Raw genomic sequence first — 17,780 nt, forward strand, 5'->3', positions numbered from 1 at the left:
TTGAGTTTAAATATAGTGTTATTTCAGCCTGAAATACCACAAAATACTGGGAACATTGCTAGAACATGTGTACTTACAGGATCCAAGCTCCACTTGATAAAGCCTTTAGGTTTTAGTTTAGATGAAAAACATTTGAGAAGGGCAGGTCTTGACTATTGGAAGTATCTCGATTTAACTTTATATGATTCTTATGAAGAACTTAGAGAAAAATATAAAGATGGTACCTTTTATTTTTCTACTACTCATGGGAAAAACTTTTATCATGAAGCTAAATTTAAAGATGGGGATTTTATAGTATTTGGAAGAGAGACTTGTGGTTTGCCAGATGAAATAAGAGATAGTGCTCCTGAAAAATGTATAAGAGTTCCTATGATAAAAACAAGTACTCGTTCCTTAAATTTATCTAATACTGTAGCAATAGTGGCTTATGAGGCTTTAAGGCAGATAGACTTTCCCGATATGAAATAAGGAGTAATTTATGGAAAAAATAAAGATAATAACAGATAGTACAGCAGATTTACCCGAATATATATTAAAAAAGTACGATATAGAGGTACTTCCTCTTATTATTAATTTTGGTGAAGAATCTTATAGAGACGGAATTGATATAGATATTTATACACTTTTTAATAAAATGGAAAATAGCAGTATTTTCCCTGCAACGGCTCAAGTAAATCCACAGGTATTTTTGGATTGCTATAGTTCTTATATAAAAAAAGGGTACAAAATAATTTCTATTCATCTTTCATCAAAAATGAGTGGTACTTACCAATCTGCATGTATTGCCAAAGAAACCCTTAAAGTAGATGATATAGTTGTAATAGATAGTATGAATGTAACTTCTGGACTTGGAATTCAAGTTATTAAGGCCGCAAAATTAAAGGAAGCAGGACTTGGAATAAAAGAAATAGAAAGGGAAGTTAAGAAGATTTCTCCCCATATAAAAAGTACTCTTGCTTTTAATAGCTTAGATAACCTTGTAAGGGGAGGACGTCTTTCTAAAACAGCTGGAGTTATAGGAAACATTTTGGGTATAAAGATAATAGTCGAAGTGAAAAATGGAGAAATGTCAGTAGTTGACAAGGTAAGGGGAAGCAAGAAAGTTCTTAGAAGTATGTTAGCTTACCTTGATCAAAAAGGAATAAAAAGTGCTGAAGATTTGATATTACTTCATGTAGGAGAAGTGGATATATTGGATTCTCTGAGAGAAAATTTAAATGAGAAAAAATTAGATTTTATAGAATGTGAGGTAGGATGTACAGTTGGGGTGCATTCGGGATCAGGAGCTTGTGGAGTATTTTTTGTAGAGGATTATTAATATATATAAAGTCTGCAATTTGTAATTTAAGCATTGTAAAGTATTTCATTTATATTATGAATTGCAGAAAAAATAAACAAAATAAAATTTTTTACAGCTTCATGATATAATAAAATAAAGAAGCTGTTTTTTTAATAAAATGTGAGAATGGGAGGTATATAAAAATGAACATGGATTTTGGACTTAATTTAACTCAAGAACAAAAATTAGTTATGACTCAGCAAATGCAATTGTCCATAAAAATGCTTCAGATGTCAAGTTTTGAACTTCAGGAATATATAGAAAAAGAATTTCAACAAAATCCTATCCTTGATGTTAAGGAACCGGAGTCTACTGAGATAGAAAAAGATAAATTGGATTATAAGGAAATTATAAAGAGTCTTAATTCAAATAATTTTAGTCATCAAAGCTATCAAAAAAGTGAAGAAGAAGAAGTGTCTCCTTTTAACTTTATTTCTCACAAAAAGTCCTTAAAGGAATATTTGAAAGAGGAAATAATGGACTTAAATGAAAAGGATTACGTTAAATCTATATGTTCGTATATTATAGAAAACATAGATCATAGAGGATATTTAGTTATAGAAGAAGGAGAAATAGAAAGGGATCTTAAGATTTCAACAAAGCTTGTAGAGTATTGTATAGATATAATTCAAACTCTAGAACCTTATGGAATAGGTGCTAGAAATTTATCCGAATGTCTAAGGATACAGGCAATGCAAAGGAAAGTAGAGGATGAGAATATATTTATAATAATAGACAAATATTTAGAGCTAATTGCAGAAAATAAATATAATGTTATAGCAAAAAACATGGGCATAAATGTAAAACAAGCTCAGGAATATGGTGATATTATAAAAACTTTCGATCCAAAACCTTCTAGAGGATTTTATACAGGAGAAGATGTAAAATATATAATTCCAGATGCTTATATAGAAAAAATTGGAGACAAATATTATATAATTATGAATGACGATTTGACACCGAAACTGATTATAAATTCAGTATATAAAGATATAGTTGAAAACCAGGAGGACAAAGAAGCTGCGGATTATGTAAAAGAAAAATTAAACAGTGCAGTATTTCTTATAAAAAGCATACAACACAGAAAAAGTACTATATATAAGGTGTTACAAAAGATATTGGATTTGCAAAGGGATTATTTTGATTATGGAGAAAGGTATTTAAAACCAATGACTCTAAAGGATATAGCAAATAGCATGGACATGCATGAATCTACTATAAGTAGGGCTATAAGAGACAAATATATATATACAAGTAGGGGAACAATAAAAATAAAGAACTTATTTACTACAGGAATATCAAAAGGGTTTGATGGAGAAGATGTGTCTGTATTAATTATTAAAAAGAGTATTGAAAAAATAATAAATGAAGAAGATAAGAAAAAACCTTTATCTGACCAGCAAATATGTGATTTAATTAATCAACAAGATATGAATATTTCTAGAAGAACTGTAGCAAAATATAGGGAGGAGATGGGTATAAAATCATCAAAAGGGAGAAGAAGATTTTAATATTCTCCCTAATATTTATAATTGTTGTTAAATTTTTTTCATATTTCTATTTAAAAAATCATTCATATGTTTTATAATGTAGGTGGGACAATTAGCAATGTAGTGGGACTGATTTTGACCAGGGAGGCACAGCAGTGGAAGATGTACTTAAATTTGAGCAGAGAATAGTACCTGAATTGGTAAAACTATTAGAAAAAAGATATAACATTTTAAGGACTATATACTATAACCAACCTGTGGGAAGGAGAGTATTAGCTAATAACCTAGGCACAGGTGAGAGAATTGTTAGAACCGAAATAAATTTCCTTAAAGCTCAAGGCTTTATTGAAATAAACACTCCTGGTATGACTATAACGTCAGATGGAGAAGAAATTATAAACAAACTTAAGGATTTTATACACGAACTAAGGGGATTGTCTAAGATTGAGAAATTTATAAAGGATAATTTGAATTTAGAAAATATCATAATTGTTCCTGGAAATTGTGATGAAGATATAACTGTATTAAATGAAATAGGAAGAGCTGCTGCAAATTATCTTAAGAATGTGTTAAAAAGTAATGATGTCATTGCAATTACTGGTGGATCCACTATAAAAGAAGTAATTGATAATATGCCTAAAGTTTCTAACATAAAGGATATATTAGTTGTACCAGCTAGAGGCGGCATGGGTAAAAATGTTGAAACTCAAGCCAATACCCTATCTGCCAGATTAGCAGAAAAATTAGAAGGTACTTATAAATTACTTCATGTTCCTGACAACTTAAGTGACAATGCGTTAAAGGCAATTATTGAGGAAAAAGATATACAGGATATATTAAAAAGTATATCAAATGCAAACATACTTATGTATGGTGTAGGAATGGCTTGTAAAATGGCGAAAAGAAGAGGATTACCAGAAGAAAAGATAAATAAAATCCAGGCAGATGGAGCAGTAGGAGAAGCTTTTGGATGTTACTTTGATAGAAATGGAAATGTAGTATATTCTACTCCAAGCATAGGAATAGTAAATGAAAAAATAGGTAAAATAGAGATATTGATGGCTGTAGCTGGAGGAGGCAGTAAGGCTGAGGCTATTCTTGCTACAGTAAGAAATAATCATAATGGTATCCTTATTACAGATGAAGGTGCCGCTAGGGAAATTGTTAAATTTATAAAGTAAACATAATATATTATTTTAAAATAAATATTTAATTTTTTAGGAGGAATTATAAATGGTTAAGGTTGGAATTAATGGTTTTGGAAGAATAGGAAGGAATGTATTTAAAGCATTAGTAAAAAGATATGCTAATGAATTACAGGTTGTAGGTATCAATGATTTAACTGATGCAAAAACATTAGCTCACTTATTAAAATATGATTCTTTATATGGTAGATTTGATGGAACTGTAGAAGCAAAAGAAAATTCTATAGTTGTAAATGGAAATGAAATAAAAATATTTGCAGAAAGAGATCCTAAAAATATAGATTGGAATTCATTAGGTGCTGAAATAGTTATAGAATCCACTGGACTTTTCACAGATGCTACAAAAGCCAATGCACATTTGGGAGGATCAGTTAAAAAGGTTCTTATATCTGCTCCAGCTAAAAACGAAGATGCAACAATAGTTATGGGAGTTAATGAAGAAACTTATGATGCTTCTAAACACAATATAATTTCAAATGCATCTTGTACTACAAACTGTCTTGCACCATTTGCTAAAATATTAGATAGAGAGTTTAAGATAGTAAAGGGACTTATGACTACAGTACATTCATATACTGGAGACCAAAGACTTTTAGATGCTCCTCATAGAGATATGAGAAGAGCTAGAGCAGCTTGTGAATCTATGATTCCAACTACTACAGGGGCAGCAAAGGCAGTTGCACTTGTACTTCCTCAGTTAAAGGGAAAATTAAATGGATTTTCTCTTAGAGTACCTACACCTACAGTATCATGTACTGACTTAGTTGCAGAACTTTCAAGAGATGTAACAGTAGAAGAAGTAAATGCTGCATTCAAAAAGGCTGCTGAAACTGATATGAAGGGAATATTAGGATATAGTGACGAACCTTTGGTATCTGTAGATTATAGAGGAGATGAAAGATCTTCTATAGTAGATGGACTTTCAACTATGGCTATAGGTGGAAACATGGTTAAAGTTGTTGCTTGGTATGATAACGAATTTGGATATTCAAATAGATTAGCAGATTTAACTAAATACGTTGCCGACAGACTATAATATTATAGGGCCTGGTTTTGTAGTTTTGGCTATGAGGCCGGGCTTTTTTACTACAATAATTTTAAAATCAGTTGTATAATGTTACCGTGAAATAAATTTATAAAGGAGTTGGGAACAGATATGGCTTTTAATAAAAAGACAATTGAGGATGTAGATGTAAGTGGAAAAAGAGTACTTGTTAGATGTGATTTTAATGTTCCACTAAAAGATGGAAAGATAACGGATGAGAACAGGATTATCGGTGCACTTCCAACTATACAATATTTACTGGAGAAAAATGCAAAGATTATACTTTGCTCACATCTTGGAAAACCAAAGGGAGAGCCAAAACCAGAAATGTCACTGCTTCCAGTTTCAAAAAGGCTTTCAGAACTTTTAAAGAAAGAAGTTGTATTTGCAGCAGATGATGTGGTAGTAGGAGAAAATGCTAGGGCTGCAGTTAAGAATATGAAAGATGGAGATGTAGTACTCCTTGAAAACACAAGATATAGAAAAGAAGAAACTAAAAATGAAGACAATTTTTCAAAAGAACTTGCATCCCTTGCTGAAATATTTGTAAATGATGCTTTTGGTACAGCTCATAGAGCACACTGCTCTACTGTAGGAGTCACTAAATTTTTGGATACCGCCGTATGTGGATACTTAATTCAAAAGGAACTTAAATTTTTAGGAAATGCAGTAGAAGATCCAACAAGACCATTTATTGCTATATTAGGTGGTGCTAAAGTTTCTGATAAAATTAATGTAATAAATAATTTGCTTGAAAAGGTAGATACCCTTATAATTGGAGGAGGAATGAGTTATACTTTTTCAAAAGCTGAAGGTCATTCCATAGGAACTTCTCTTCTAGAAGAGGATAAATTAGAATATGCCAGACAGATGATAGATAAGGCAAAAGCCAAAGGAGTAAAGTTACTTCTACCTATAGATACTGTAATAGCAGATAAATTTGATGCAAATGCAAAGCCTGTAGTTACGGATGGAGTAGATATAAAAGATGGTTATATGGGGCTTGATATTGGACCTAAAACCTCTAAGTTATATGAAGAAGCTATAAAAGATGCAAAAACTATAGTATGGAATGGACCTATGGGAGTATTTGAGTTTGAAAACTTTGCCAAGGGTACTTTTGCTGTAGCTAAAGCAATGGCTGAATCTGAAGCGACTACAATCATAGGTGGTGGAGATAGTGCTGCAGCTGTAAATCAACTTGGTTTTGGAGATAAGATGACCCATATATCTACAGGTGGAGGAGCTTCTCTTGAGTTTTTAGAGGGAAAAGAGCTGCCAGGAATAGCAGCTTTAAATGATAAATAGAAATAAAGGGAGGTAATTTATATGAGAAAGGCAATAATAGCTGGAAATTGGAAAATGAATAAAACTGTAACTGAAGCACTGAAGTTAGTTGAAGAGTTAAAACCTCTAGTAAGTGATGCGAAATGCGATGTAGTTGTATGTCCTCCTTATGTTTGTTTAGATGCAGTTGTCAAAGCAGTAAAGGGAAGTAACATAAAAGTAGGAGCACAAAATATGCACTATGAAGAAAGTGGTGTGTACACTGGAGAAGTAGCTCCTAATATGCTTAAGGATATTGGAATAGATTTTGTAATAATTGGGCACAGTGAAAGAAGACAATATTTTAATGAGACAGACGAGTCAATTAATAAAAAAGTGAAAAAAGCTTTTGAATATGATATAAATCCTATAGTTTGTTGTGGAGAAACTTTAGAAGAAAGAGAATCAGATGTAACAGAGGAAGTTTTAGGGAAACAGATAAAGATTGATCTTGCAGGACTTGAAAAAAGTCAGGTCGAAAAATTAGTTGTAGCATACGAACCAATATGGGCTATAGGTACGGGAAAAACTGCTACAGACAAACAGGCAAATGATACTATAGCTTATATTAGAAGTGTAATTGCGAAAATGTACGGCAGTGAAACAGCGGAGAAAACAAGAATTCAATATGGTGGTTCTGTGAAACCAGCTACAATTAAAGCTCAGATGGCACAATCGGATATAGATGGAGCGTTAGTTGGAGGAGCTAGCTTAAAGTCAGAAGACTTTGCAAAAATAGTTAATTACTAAATTTTATTGTATTTTGGAGGAAAAGATGAAAAAGAAACCAGTAATGCTTATGATATTAGATGGTTTTGGAATATCTGAAAAAACAGAGGGAAATGCAATTAAAGCAGCCCATAAACCTAATTTTGATAAATACTATAAAAATTATCCTCATACTGAGTTAGGAGCTAGTGGACTAAGTGTAGGTCTTCCAGAAGGACAGATGGGCAATTCTGAAGTTGGACATCTAAATATAGGTGCAGGAAGAATTGTGTATCAAGCACTGACTAGAATTACAAAGTCCATAGAAGAAAGGGATTTTTTCAAAAATGAAGCTCTAAATAAAGCTATGGATAATTGTCTTAAAAATAATTCATCCCTCCATCTTTTGGGACTTTTATCACCGGGGGGTGTACATTCTCATACGGACCATTTGAAAGGACTTCTCAAATTAGCCAAGGAAAAAGGCCTAGAGGACGTATATATTCATGCTTTTACTGATGGAAGGGATGTACCTCCTTCTTCTGCTGGATCCTATATAAAAGATATGGAAAGTTACATAAAGCAAATAGGACTTGGAGAGATAGCAACAGTATCGGGAAGGTACTATGCTATGGACAGAGACAATAGATGGGAAAGGGTGGAGCTTGCATATAATGCACTTGTATATGGCCAAGGTAAAAAAGCAAAGAGTGCCTTGGAAGCAGTTCAAAATTCTTATGAAGATGGCAAGACAGATGAATTTATAATTCCAACAGTAATTGAAGAACGTGGAAATCCAATTGCCACTATAAAAGATGAAGATTCCGTAATATTTTTTAACTTTAGACCTGATAGGGCAAGGCAGCTTACACGAGCTATAAATGATAAGGTATTTAAAGGATTTAAAAGAAATAATTTAAATATTGAATTTGTAACTATGACAGAATATGATTCTACTCTGGAAAATGTGGATGTAGCCTTTAAAAATGAATTACATAAAAATACGTTGGGGGAATATCTCAGCAGTAAAGGAAAGAGACAACTTAGAATAGCAGAAACTGAGAAATATGCCCATGTAACTTTTTTCTTCAATGGTGGAGTTGAAAAACCAAATGAAAATGAAGATAGAGATCTCATTCCTTCACCTAAAGTTGCCACTTATGATTTAAAGCCTGAAATGAGTGCTAGAGAGGTAACAAGTGAAGTGTTAAATGAATTAAATCAAGATAAATATGATACTATAATATTAAATTTTGCAAATCCTGATATGGTAGGCCATACAGGAAAATTTGAGGCTGCAAAAAAAGCAGTAGAGGTAGTAGATGAATGTTTGGGGAAAATTGTAGATAAAGTTTTGGAAAAAGATGGAACAGTATTTATAACAGCAGATCATGGAAATTGTGAGCAAATGACGAATTACTCTACAGGTGATCCTATGACAGCACACACTACAAATGAAGTCCCATTTTTATTTGTATCAAATAACTCAAAAGCTTTGAGACAAGATGGGATATTAGCAGATATTTCTCCTACAATACTTGATGTTATGGGACTAGAAAAGCCTTCAGAAATGACAGGTAAAAGTCTCATATTAAAAGATTAAACTTAACTAGCTGATTTTTTAAATATGTATATAAAATTAAAATAAGAAATGAAGGGAGTGAAAAAACCGTTGTTTTACATAGCGGTTAGAATTTATGAAAAATTATATAGAAATAGTAGATGTAATGGCAAGACAAATCCTTGATTCAAGATCAAATCCAACTGTAGAGGTAGAAGTTGTATTAGAAGATGGAACTGTAGGCAGATCAGCAGTACCTTCTGGTGCATCTACAGGAGCATTTGAAGCTGTAGAACTTAGAGATGGAGATGCTGAAAAATATAAGGGAAAAGGTGTTTTGAAGGCTATTGACAATATAAATAATTACGTAGCAGAAGAACTTATAGGAATGAATGTATTTGACCAGGTGCTTATAGACAAGACAATGATAGAACTTGATGGTACAAAAAATAAGGCTAAGTTAGGTGCTAATGCTACATTAGGTGTATCACTTGCTTGTGCAAGAGCAGCTGCTGAATATTTGGGACTAAGCTTATATCAATATATAGGTGGAGTAAACGCAAAAGTTCTTCCAGTTCCAATGATGAACATACTAAATGGTGGAAAACATGCTGATAATAATGTAGATCTTCAGGAATTTATGATAATGCCTGCAGGCGCTCCAAGTTTTAGTGAAGCTCTTAGAATGAGCTCTGAAGTTTACCACACATTAAAATCACTTTTAAAATCCAAGGGTTATGACACTGGTGTAGGTGATGAAGGTGGATTTGCTCCAAATCTAAAATCAAATGAAGAGGCTATACAGGTAATAGTTGAAGCTATAGAAAAGGCTGGATATACTCCAGGAAAAGATATATTTATAGCATTAGATCCTGCTTCATCAGAATTTTATGAAGATGGAAAATACAATTTAAAGGGAGAAGGCAAAGTTTTAACTCCTGCAGAAATGGTAGATTTCTATGTAGATATTGCAAATAAATATCCTATAATCTCCTTAGAAGATGGCATGGCAGAAGAAGATTGGGAAGGATGGGCATTATTAACTGAAAAATTAGGAGATAAAATTCAGTTAGTAGGTGATGACCTCTTTGTAACTAATACGGAAAGATTAAAAAAAGGTATAGATAAAAAAGTTGCCAATTCTATACTTATAAAATTAAATCAAATAGGAACTCTTACAGAGACATTAAATGCTATAGAGATGGCAGAGAGAGCAGGTTATACTCCAGTTGTATCACATAGGTCAGGTGAGACAGAAGATACTACAATAGCTGATTTAGTAGTAGCAGTAAATGCAGGACAGATTAAAACTGGTGCACCAGCAAGAAGTGAAAGAGTTGCAAAGTATAATCAACTTTTAAGAATAGAGGAAGAATTAGGCGAAGTAGCTGAGTACAGAGGACTAGATGCATTTTACAATCTAAACAGAAAGTAAAAAAGGGCCCGGTGTAAAAACACCGGGTTTTTTAAAAAATAGTAAATTGAAATTATTAGATACATATGTTAATATAGTATATGTGTTAATTTAAAATGCAATATGTAGGAGGAAATTACCTATGCACATTTTTTTAGTAATTTTACAACTGATAATTGGAGCTATGCTTATAGCAGTTGTACTGATACAGCCAGGTAAAACTAACGGGTTGAGTGGACTTATATCTGGTGGAGCAGGTGAAAGCTTTTATTCAAGAAATAAATCAAGGACTTCAGAAGCAATGTTAGTAAGAGCAACTGTTATACTAGCTATATTATTTGCAATTATATGTGTAGTGCAAAATTTCATAAAGTAATTTAGATAGCAGTTTGTATAAATAGGGTATATGTTGCTCTATTTATTTTTTTGTGTAGAGTTTCTAAACGAAAAATCAACTTATACTCCGGATATTTTTTACAACCTTCAGTTCGTTAAATATTTTGAATTGTAAAAGCAGGCCTACGTGTAAGTTGATTTTTAAGTTATAAAATAAATTGTATAGGTTATTGACTTATAGTGTAGGTATAATATATTATTATTTTAAATAAAAAAATTGGGTAATATTGAATATTTTTACCATATTTAAGTCAAGATAATAGTAGGTGGTGAAAAAATGAATATAAAAGAAGCAATTATAAATTTTATGGAAGAGCAGGCTTATAAGCCTATGAATATAAGGGAATTAGAGGGTATATTTTCTGTAACAAAGGCTGAAGCAAAAGATTTTAAAAAGGTATTGGATGACTTGGAAAAGGAAGGATTGGTAGTTAAAACACGCAGAAAAAGATATGGAATACCGGATAGAATGGGACTTGTAACAGGTAAGTTTCAAGGACATCAAAAAGGATATGGTTTTGTTATACCAGAGAATGAAGGAGCAGATGTATTTGTCCCATCTTCCTATTTAAATGGTGCCATGAATGGTGATAAAGTGGTAGTAAAAATAACGAAAATGGAAGATAAAGGTAAGAAATGTGAAGGGGAAATTATAAGGGTATTGGAAAGAGCCAATAAAGTAGTTATAGGCACGTTTGAGGACAGCACAAATTTTGGATTTGTGGTACCAGAAGAAAAGCGTATATATCAAGATATATTTATACCTAAGGAATGTAGAAAAAATGCCCAAACAGGTGATGTGGTGGTTGCAGAAATAACTGAGTGGCCTGAAAAAAGAAGAAATCCAGAGGGGAAGATAATAAACATATTAGGCAAAAAAGGAGAAAAGGGCATAGATATATTGACTATAATAAAAAAGAATAACTTACCTGAAGAGTTTCCTATAAAGGTTCAGCAATATGTTGAAAATATACCTGAAGAAATTCCAAAGGATGAGTATGATAGGAGAACTGACTTAAGAGATTTACTTACGGTTACAATAGATGGAGAAGATGCTAAGGATCTAGATGATGCCGTATCCTTAAGTAAATTGCCTAATGGAAATTACTCCCTAGGTGTCCATATAGCTGATGTATCCAACTATGTAAGGGAGAAAAATCCATTAGATAAAGAGGCATTAAAGAGAGGGACTTCTGTTTACCTTATAGATAGGGTTATACCTATGCTTCCTAAGAAACTTTCAAATGGTATTTGTAGTTTAAACCCTAATACGGATAGATTAACATTGAGTTGTCTCATGGAAATAGATAAAACTGGGAAAGTAGTACAGCATAATGTTGTGGAAAGTGTAATTAGAAGCAATGAGAGGATGACCTATACTGACGTAACAAAAATACTAAGAGATAAAGATGCTGAGACTATGGAAAAGTACAGTTATTTAGTGGATACATTTAATTTGATGGAAGAGCTGTGTAAAATTTTAAATAAAAGGAGAATGACAAGAGGAGCTATAGATTTTGACTTTCAAGAATGCAAGATAATTTTAGATGACTTAGGTGTGCCTGTAAAGATTGAGCCTTATGAAAGGGGAATATCTAACAGGATAATAGAAGAGTTTATGTTGGTGTGTAATGAAACTATAGCCGAGCATATGTTTTGGACCAATTTACCTTTTGTATATAGGATACATGAAGACCCTGATGAAGAAAAATTAATGCATTTTAATGAGTTTGTACATAATTTGGGATATGTGATAAAATGGGGGCAGGAAGTCCATCCTAAAGCACTACAGGATATTATAGAAAAAGTAAAGGGTAAAAAAGAAGAAATTGTGGTGAGTACTTTGTTGCTCCGTTCTATGAAACAGGCCAGATATTCATCGGAGTGTGTGGGCCATTTTGGACTGGCAGCTAGATACTACTGTCATTTTACATCGCCTATAAGAAGATACCCTGACTTAATTATTCATAGAATTATTAAAGAATTTATAAACGGCAGGTTAACTGATAATAGAATAAAAACATTGGTAAAAGAAGTAGACTATGCTGCAAAACAATCTTCTGAAATGGAAAGAGTTGCTCAAGACGCTGAAAGAGAAGTAGATGATCTTAAAAAGGCGGAATATATGAGTAAAAGAATTGGGGAAGAATTTGAAGGAATAATATCTTCAGTTACTAATTTCGGAATGTTTGTAGAACTTCCAAATACTATAGAAGGATTAGTTCACATGAGTACTTTGGAAGATGACTATTATGTATATGATGAAAAACATTTAAGCCTTGTAGGGGAGAGAAACAGAAACATTTATAAATTAGGTGATGAGATAAAAATTCGAGTATTAAAAGTTGATATGTTCGCTCATGAGATATATTTTGAAGTTGTAAAGGAAATAGATGATGAAGAAAATGGGGACTAGGTAAACAGACGTTATGAAAGGGGATGGGATGCTTTGGCTAATAAAAAGTCTAGTAATAAGACTCTTGCAGAAAATAGAAAGGCAAGGCATGATTATTTTATTGAAGAATCTATGGAAGCAGGAATAGAACTGGTTGGAACAGAGGTTAAATCTATAAGAGCAGGTAAATGTAACTTAAAAGATAGCTATGCTGAAATAAGAAATGGTGAAATATTTATATGTAATATGCATATTAGTCCTTATGAACAAGGAAATATTTTTAATAAGGATCCCTTAAGAAATAGAAAATTACTTCTTCATAAAAATGAGATAATTAAATTGCAGCAATATACAGCCCAACAGGGATATACTCTTGTGCCAATGTCTCTTTACCTTAAATATGGTAGGGTAAAAGTAAACTTAGCAGTAGCAAAGGGAAAGAAAAATTATGATAAAAGAAATACAATGCTGGAGAGAGCGGCTAAAAGAGATATAGATAGACAAATGAAAGAGAGATCTAAATACTAAACAAGGAGCTATTTCATTATGAAATAGCTCCCATTTATTATAAGTATAATTTTGTTTGAATTCTTCTATCAAATTCTGACCAATTATCAGGTTCAGTTTCATCCTTTATCTGACAGATCTTATTCATAGTAGCATCTATGGAATCAGCATAGTTAACTATAAATGATTCTTCAGTTTTCATTTCTCTTGGAGAACCAAATTCAAGTTTCCCATGATGCTGAACAACACATCCTTTTATTCTCATTATAAAATCCTCTGAATACAGTGTAGGATTTTCTCTAATAGCTTTATCTAGTAACTCTACCCCAATAACAATATGACCTTCCATTTCTCCTCTAAGAGTATATTTAAAAGGGCCATCATAATACAATTCATAAACCTTTCCAATGTCGTGGAGTTTTGCTGCTAGCATTGCCATTTCTTTTCTCCGGCATTGATACCTTTCACAAAGCACAGCAGTTAAATACATAACGTTCAAGGTGTGTTCCGCAAGGCCTCCTATATAATTATGATGCATGGAAACACCACCTATTCCTCTCTTAAATTTATCTAGAAATAGTTCATCTTTAAAGAAATAGTCATTTAAAGTTCTAGCTTCTTTTGAAATAATATATTTATTTGTATACAGTTCAATTTCCTCCATAATATCTTCGATAGGTCTTTTTACTGTTGGAAGATAATCTGAAACATTATAATCGGAAACTAATTTATAGTTCTTTATATCTAGAATATTATCTTTAATTCCTTCAGCCTCGAGTACTGTTCCCTGTGTAATATTTTCATTTATATTTGGCATATTAGCTTTTATTTCTCCACTTTTATCAGCTAATATACATACAATCTTAGAAGCATCTTTAAATATTATTTTCATTACCATTAATGATAGTTTTACATTATGTCCATTTTCTATATTACTTAAAAAAAGTTCTTTTTTATTCATATGTTCCTCCAAATCAAATCTATTTTCTAAATGTAGTATATGTAAAAAATTTATTTATATCAAGTAATTCCTAGCTGAAATATGAGATTTTACTTATTTAATATTTTTTCATAGCAGTAAAATGATTTTTCTTTTCCATTAAAGTGCATTTCACCAACAAGGTTATAGCTAAATTTTTTTAATAGTGTCCTCATTTTTGAATTTACCGAATAAGTATCTGTTTTTAAATATCTTATATTATTTTTTAGAGCAAGGTCTTCTGTAAATTTCATTAATTCAGTGGCAATGCCACATCTTCTATGATTAGGATTAACTGACATTCTATGAAGAACCAAACAATCTTCATTTAATGACCAATTTAATCCACTATATTCAGTTGGTTCTATTTTATTTATGCACAGGAAGCCAACTAATTTTTCATTTCTTTCTATTACAAATAAATTGTTATTTTCAATATCATCAATAAAATCTTTTTTTTGAGGGTAATTTTCATCCCATTGAGTATTGTTGTAAGTACGCATTTCTGCGATAGTTTGTCTTATAATTTCCATAATATCTTTTATATCTTCCATAATTGCTTTTCTTATCATAATCAATCACTCCTAAGAATTTTTTATTTCTTTCCAATGATTTTCAATATTCTCTCTCATTTTTTTAACTAATTTATAGGCAAATTCTTTTTCTTCCTTGCTGAAGTTATGGAAACAAATTTGTATATGCTTGTTTTCTTCCTCAATGATAAGTTGGTATATATCTAATGCCTTTTCCTTTGGATAAAGTCTCCACATTCTTTTATCAATATCATCTTTTCTTTTATTTATATATCCAGCCTCGATAAGTTTCTGTACGGCTTTTGTTGTTGTAGTTTTATCTACTTTTAAGAGATTCGATAAGTCAATTTGATTAATTCCAGCATTTTCACATATTCTTGTTAAAAATGTAAATTGACCTTTTTGAAGATTTATTTCTTTAAATTTCAAGTCACTTATAGACTGGACACAGCGGGATACCCCCCCTATTTCTCTTAGTATCTGACTATGTAAGCTTTCCATAACCTTTCACCTCCTTAAACACTAGTTGAACTTTCAACTACATTATATAATAATAGCACATAAAAGTTGAACTTTCAACTGTATTTATTTGCTTTTTATCATATGTAATCTTTTTTTTATGACTAGGACAAAGAAAAGTAATAAAGGTATTCCGAAGTCAACTGGAATGGAAAAATACTGCCATACATGCTCTCTTAAATTTAAAAATAACACTCTGTCATGACCTAGATAAAATGTAACAATTATCATTGTTAAGGCAAAAACAATAACAATAAATGGATTTCTCTTTTTTATTCCAGTAGTTTGCATAAAGGCAGTTAAAGAACAGCTTGCTAGAATTCCTGCCTGAGTCATTATACTCCAATACCACAGGGCAACCATAAAGGATTCAAAACGGTGGAGATATTGGGTTATTTGAATGGATCTTACAAAATCCATACTGGCAACACGCATTAAGGCTACTACATGAGGGCCCATAACCATCAATTCTACAATAAAATAAAAGATAAAAAAAGAACCTCCAATGAGCAAACCAGAAGCCGCAGACCCAAAAGCTTTTTTTTGGTCATGAACTATTGGAAGAATCATTGCTATAAGTGTTTGGGATATGCCTATAAATGTATCAGTTCTTAAAGTGGATTTAAATACATTAGCAACTCCTGAATCAAAAAAAGGTGCAATTCTGTTAATATCTATTTCACCTAGAGAAGCCATGAGAACGAGAAAATAAAAAATTATGCCTGCTCCAAAAGCAATAACAGCTGTTCTCCCAATGACTTCAGGGCCTTTCCATACTAAATAGAATATTACCAAAACATGCATTGTAGTTACTACTAAAAAAGGCGTTTGTGGCAGTAGAAAGTCAGTGAGATGATGGACGTACATTGATATTGAACTAGAAGACATGATAAAAAAGTACAGTGTAAGTATTATTCCTAGAACTTTTCCTAATACACGACCTAACAAGTTTTGAGCATATTGTACAATTGTTTTGTCTGGAAAACTTTGCCCTATATAAACAATGAGAAGAGCAAAGGGTATTATAGTAAGTACACCTATAATACCACTTATCCACATATCCCGGCCTACTTCTCTAGCTAAAATGCCACTTGCGTAGTTGATTGTTGCAGGCCACATAATGCAAATTAGAATATCTCTAAACTGGTTGTTGCTAATGGTTTCTTTTTTTTGCATCATAGTACTCCTTTATTCTATATATTACTTCTGTATTTTTATTGGCTCTAGGGGCTTTGCCAATGATACATGATGAATAGTTACTTTGGCAGCTATGTTAACTTTGCTATCTTTAAAAATTTGATCCCATTTCGGAGATATTTGATTCCACTCCTTTTTATGCTGTCTGTGTAGTGTAGAACTTAAACCGGGAAAATCTATTTGTATATCTTTTGCTGTTAGTATTGTAGATTGGATGTCTTTGCAAATAGATTTTTCCAGTGAGTTTTTCAGTTTGCTTAGTTTTTCCATATCGTTAAAGTTGGTGAGACATGATTGTTCGGTAATGGTGGCGTCTACTTTAAGATTAATTGAAAAATGGGGTACTTCACCATCCAAATAACTTTTGATAGAGGACTTAGATTTTTTAATTTCAAGGGTAATAGGTATACCATCATAAGGACAATTTATAACCATTATTGATGAATTCATTTTATTTTTTATCCACAAAAGCCCTCTTGTCTGTTCTTCACTAAGTACAGTGGACACTTTATTGTGGTCAAAAACGTATGCACCACTTGTTTTTATAATAGGTTCTGATTTTGATTTGTCAAAAATGATCCTTGAGGTTACTGGACCTACATATGGGTCAAGATAGTCTTCAATAAAATCCTTTAACATTATGTCATAAGATTTGCCTGTCAAATTCCTATTTTTAATTATTTTTTCAAGGTATACAGCTGGATCTTTCTCCGTTACAGGAACAATATCAAGAATTTTTCCTGCATTTCCCGGGGTAACTGCAACTAGGGTTCTTAAACGAAGCTCAGGATTCCGAGTAAAAAAATCAAATATTTCAAGGGTATTGCTCCGCGCCAGTTGCTCACTTATAACTATTATTTTAATATGAGACCAAAAGATACGACGGGAAGATATGGAAGCCATATTACGTATTGCCTCAAAAATTGTTTTGCCAGTGCTTGTGATTATCCAGAAGGGTTTATTCTTTTGAGCAATCCCAGAACCTGATGGTGTTTTACTATAAGTTTCCGGACTTGCAATTTGTGCTGTTACTTTAAATCCGTAGTCTGTTTTATCCAAACCAATGCTTAATACAAAGGCAAGTTCGTCTATTTCTCTGGCATCCCAACAGCCAGTTTGTAGAAACGAAAGTATAAGAATTAATCCCAAAGCTATCTTCCTCATCT

17 protein-coding genes are annotated in these 17,780 nt (G+C 32.1%); 12 read left to right on the top strand and 5 right to left on the bottom strand.

Annotated features, from left to right (window positions below):
- The 12 genes from trmL to smpB all read left to right on the top strand — a co-directional run bounded on the left by trmL (position 1) and on the right by smpB (position 13,407).
- A complete protein-coding gene (gene trmL, locus WY13_RS07885; protein WP_063555147.1) occupies positions 1-468 on the top strand; it encodes a tRNA (uridine(34)/cytosine(34)/5-carboxymethylaminomethyluridine(34)-2'-O)-methyltransferase TrmL in 468 nt (155 codons plus the stop codon).
- A gap of 10 nt (positions 469-478) precedes the next feature.
- Positions 479-1,318 carry a DegV family protein gene (locus WY13_RS07890; protein ID WP_063555148.1) on the top strand — a complete coding sequence of 280 codons (840 nt, stop codon included), beginning with the start codon at positions 479-481 and terminating at the stop codon, positions 1,316-1,318.
- Positions 1,319-1,488: 170 nt separating this feature from the next.
- The gene (gene rpoN, locus WY13_RS07895) at positions 1,489-2,850 is read left to right on the top strand and encodes an RNA polymerase factor sigma-54 (protein ID WP_192845006.1); all 1,362 of its coding nucleotides are present in this window, start codon (positions 1,489-1,491) and stop codon (positions 2,848-2,850) included.
- A 134-nt stretch (positions 2,851-2,984) separates the two neighbouring features.
- Entirely contained in the window at positions 2,985-4,010 is a 1,026-nt protein-coding gene (locus tag WY13_RS07900) for a sugar-binding transcriptional regulator (RefSeq protein WP_063555150.1), read from the top strand.
- Between the two features lie 52 nt (positions 4,011-4,062).
- Positions 4,063-5,070 carry a type I glyceraldehyde-3-phosphate dehydrogenase gene (gene gap, locus WY13_RS07905; protein WP_063555151.1) on the top strand — a complete coding sequence of 336 codons (1,008 nt, stop codon included), beginning with the start codon at positions 4,063-4,065 and terminating at the stop codon, positions 5,068-5,070.
- A 120-nt stretch (positions 5,071-5,190) separates the two neighbouring features.
- On the top strand, positions 5,191-6,387 hold the full coding sequence (locus WY13_RS07910; RefSeq protein WP_063555152.1) for a phosphoglycerate kinase: 1,197 nt from the start codon (positions 5,191-5,193) through the stop codon (positions 6,385-6,387).
- Positions 6,388-6,408: 21 nt separating this feature from the next.
- A complete protein-coding gene (gene tpiA / locus WY13_RS07915) occupies positions 6,409-7,155 on the top strand; it encodes a triose-phosphate isomerase (RefSeq protein ID WP_063555153.1) in 747 nt (248 codons plus the stop codon).
- 25 nt (positions 7,156-7,180) lie between these two features.
- A complete protein-coding gene (gene gpmI, locus WY13_RS07920; protein ID WP_063555154.1) occupies positions 7,181-8,716 on the top strand; it encodes a 2,3-bisphosphoglycerate-independent phosphoglycerate mutase in 1,536 nt (511 codons plus the stop codon).
- 94 nt (positions 8,717-8,810) lie between these two features.
- Complete coding sequence (gene eno / locus WY13_RS07925; RefSeq protein ID WP_063555155.1) at positions 8,811-10,109, top strand: phosphopyruvate hydratase; 1,299 nt, start codon at positions 8,811-8,813, stop codon at positions 10,107-10,109.
- A 121-nt stretch (positions 10,110-10,230) separates the two neighbouring features.
- The gene (gene secG, locus WY13_RS07930) at positions 10,231-10,464 is read left to right on the top strand and encodes a preprotein translocase subunit SecG (protein ID WP_063555156.1); all 234 of its coding nucleotides are present in this window, start codon (positions 10,231-10,233) and stop codon (positions 10,462-10,464) included.
- A gap of 297 nt (positions 10,465-10,761) precedes the next feature.
- A complete protein-coding gene (gene rnr, locus WY13_RS07935) occupies positions 10,762-12,900 on the top strand; it encodes a ribonuclease R (RefSeq protein ID WP_063555157.1) in 2,139 nt (712 codons plus the stop codon).
- 33 nt (positions 12,901-12,933) lie between these two features.
- Positions 12,934-13,407: an SsrA-binding protein SmpB gene (smpB, locus tag WY13_RS07940; RefSeq protein WP_063555158.1), complete on the top strand. Its 474-nt coding sequence runs from the start codon at positions 12,934-12,936 to the stop codon at positions 13,405-13,407.
- Positions 13,408-13,444: 37 nt separating this feature from the next.
- Here smpB and WY13_RS07945 read toward each other — a convergent pair whose 3' ends face one another.
- From WY13_RS07945 to WY13_RS07965, 5 genes are all read right to left on the bottom strand, one after another.
- Complete coding sequence (locus WY13_RS07945; RefSeq protein ID WP_063555159.1) at positions 13,445-14,347, bottom strand: 3'-5' exoribonuclease YhaM family protein; 903 nt, start codon at positions 14,345-14,347, stop codon at positions 13,445-13,447.
- Positions 14,348-14,436: 89 nt separating this feature from the next.
- On the bottom strand, positions 14,437-14,937 hold the full coding sequence (locus WY13_RS07950) for a GNAT family N-acetyltransferase (RefSeq protein ID WP_063555160.1): 501 nt from the start codon (positions 14,935-14,937) through the stop codon (positions 14,437-14,439).
- A 12-nt stretch (positions 14,938-14,949) separates the two neighbouring features.
- On the bottom strand, positions 14,950-15,399 hold the full coding sequence (locus WY13_RS07955) for a MarR family winged helix-turn-helix transcriptional regulator (RefSeq protein WP_063555161.1): 450 nt from the start codon (positions 15,397-15,399) through the stop codon (positions 14,950-14,952).
- An 84-nt stretch (positions 15,400-15,483) separates the two neighbouring features.
- Positions 15,484-16,593, bottom strand: coding sequence for a GerAB/ArcD/ProY family transporter (locus WY13_RS07960; protein ID WP_242866381.1), 1,110 nt, complete (start codon positions 16,591-16,593; stop codon positions 15,484-15,486).
- A gap of 24 nt (positions 16,594-16,617) precedes the next feature.
- Positions 16,618-17,778 (bottom strand): Ger(x)C family spore germination protein, encoded by a 1,161-nt coding sequence (locus WY13_RS07965; RefSeq protein ID WP_063555183.1) that lies wholly within the window; start codon positions 17,776-17,778, stop codon positions 16,618-16,620.
- Between the last annotated feature and the right edge of the window lie 2 nt (positions 17,779-17,780).

The sequence above is a fragment of the Clostridium ljungdahlii genome, from assembly GCF_001636845.1.
Lineage (GTDB): Bacteria > Bacillota > Clostridia > Clostridiales > Clostridiaceae > Clostridium_B > Clostridium_B ljungdahlii_A.

What these genes read in the sequence shown, in the direction of transcription:
- WY13_RS07950 (WP_063555160.1), bottom strand. Translation starts at nt 14,937, where the DNA reads ATGATAAGAAAAGCAATTATGGAAGATATAAAAGATATTATGGAAATT.
- WY13_RS07945 (WP_063555159.1), bottom strand. Translation starts at nt 14,347, where the DNA reads ATGAATAAAAAAGAACTTTTTTTAAGTAATATAGAAAATGGACATAAT.
- rnr (WP_063555157.1), top strand. Translation starts at nt 10,762, where the DNA reads ATGAATATAAAAGAAGCAATTATAAATTTTATGGAAGAGCAGGCTTAT.
- WY13_RS07890 (WP_063555148.1), top strand. Translation starts at nt 479, where the DNA reads ATGGAAAAAATAAAGATAATAACAGATAGTACAGCAGATTTACCCGAA.
- tpiA (WP_063555153.1), top strand. Translation starts at nt 6,409, where the DNA reads ATGAGAAAGGCAATAATAGCTGGAAATTGGAAAATGAATAAAACTGTA.
- WY13_RS07960 (WP_242866381.1), bottom strand. Translation starts at nt 16,593, where the DNA reads ATGCAAAAAAAAGAAACCATTAGCAACAACCAGTTTAGAGATATTCTA.
- WY13_RS07910 (WP_063555152.1), top strand. Translation starts at nt 5,191, where the DNA reads ATGGCTTTTAATAAAAAGACAATTGAGGATGTAGATGTAAGTGGAAAA.
- rpoN (WP_192845006.1), top strand. Translation starts at nt 1,489, where the DNA reads ATGGATTTTGGACTTAATTTAACTCAAGAACAAAAATTAGTTATGACT.
- WY13_RS07955 (WP_063555161.1), bottom strand. Translation starts at nt 15,399, where the DNA reads ATGGAAAGCTTACATAGTCAGATACTAAGAGAAATAGGGGGGGTATCC.
- gpmI (WP_063555154.1), top strand. Translation starts at nt 7,181, where the DNA reads ATGAAAAAGAAACCAGTAATGCTTATGATATTAGATGGTTTTGGAATA.
- eno (WP_063555155.1), top strand. Translation starts at nt 8,811, where the DNA reads ATGAAAAATTATATAGAAATAGTAGATGTAATGGCAAGACAAATCCTT.
- gap (WP_063555151.1), top strand. Translation starts at nt 4,063, where the DNA reads ATGGTTAAGGTTGGAATTAATGGTTTTGGAAGAATAGGAAGGAATGTA.
- secG (WP_063555156.1), top strand. Translation starts at nt 10,231, where the DNA reads ATGCACATTTTTTTAGTAATTTTACAACTGATAATTGGAGCTATGCTT.
- WY13_RS07965 (WP_063555183.1), bottom strand. Translation starts at nt 17,778, where the DNA reads ATGAGGAAGATAGCTTTGGGATTAATTCTTATACTTTCGTTTCTACAA.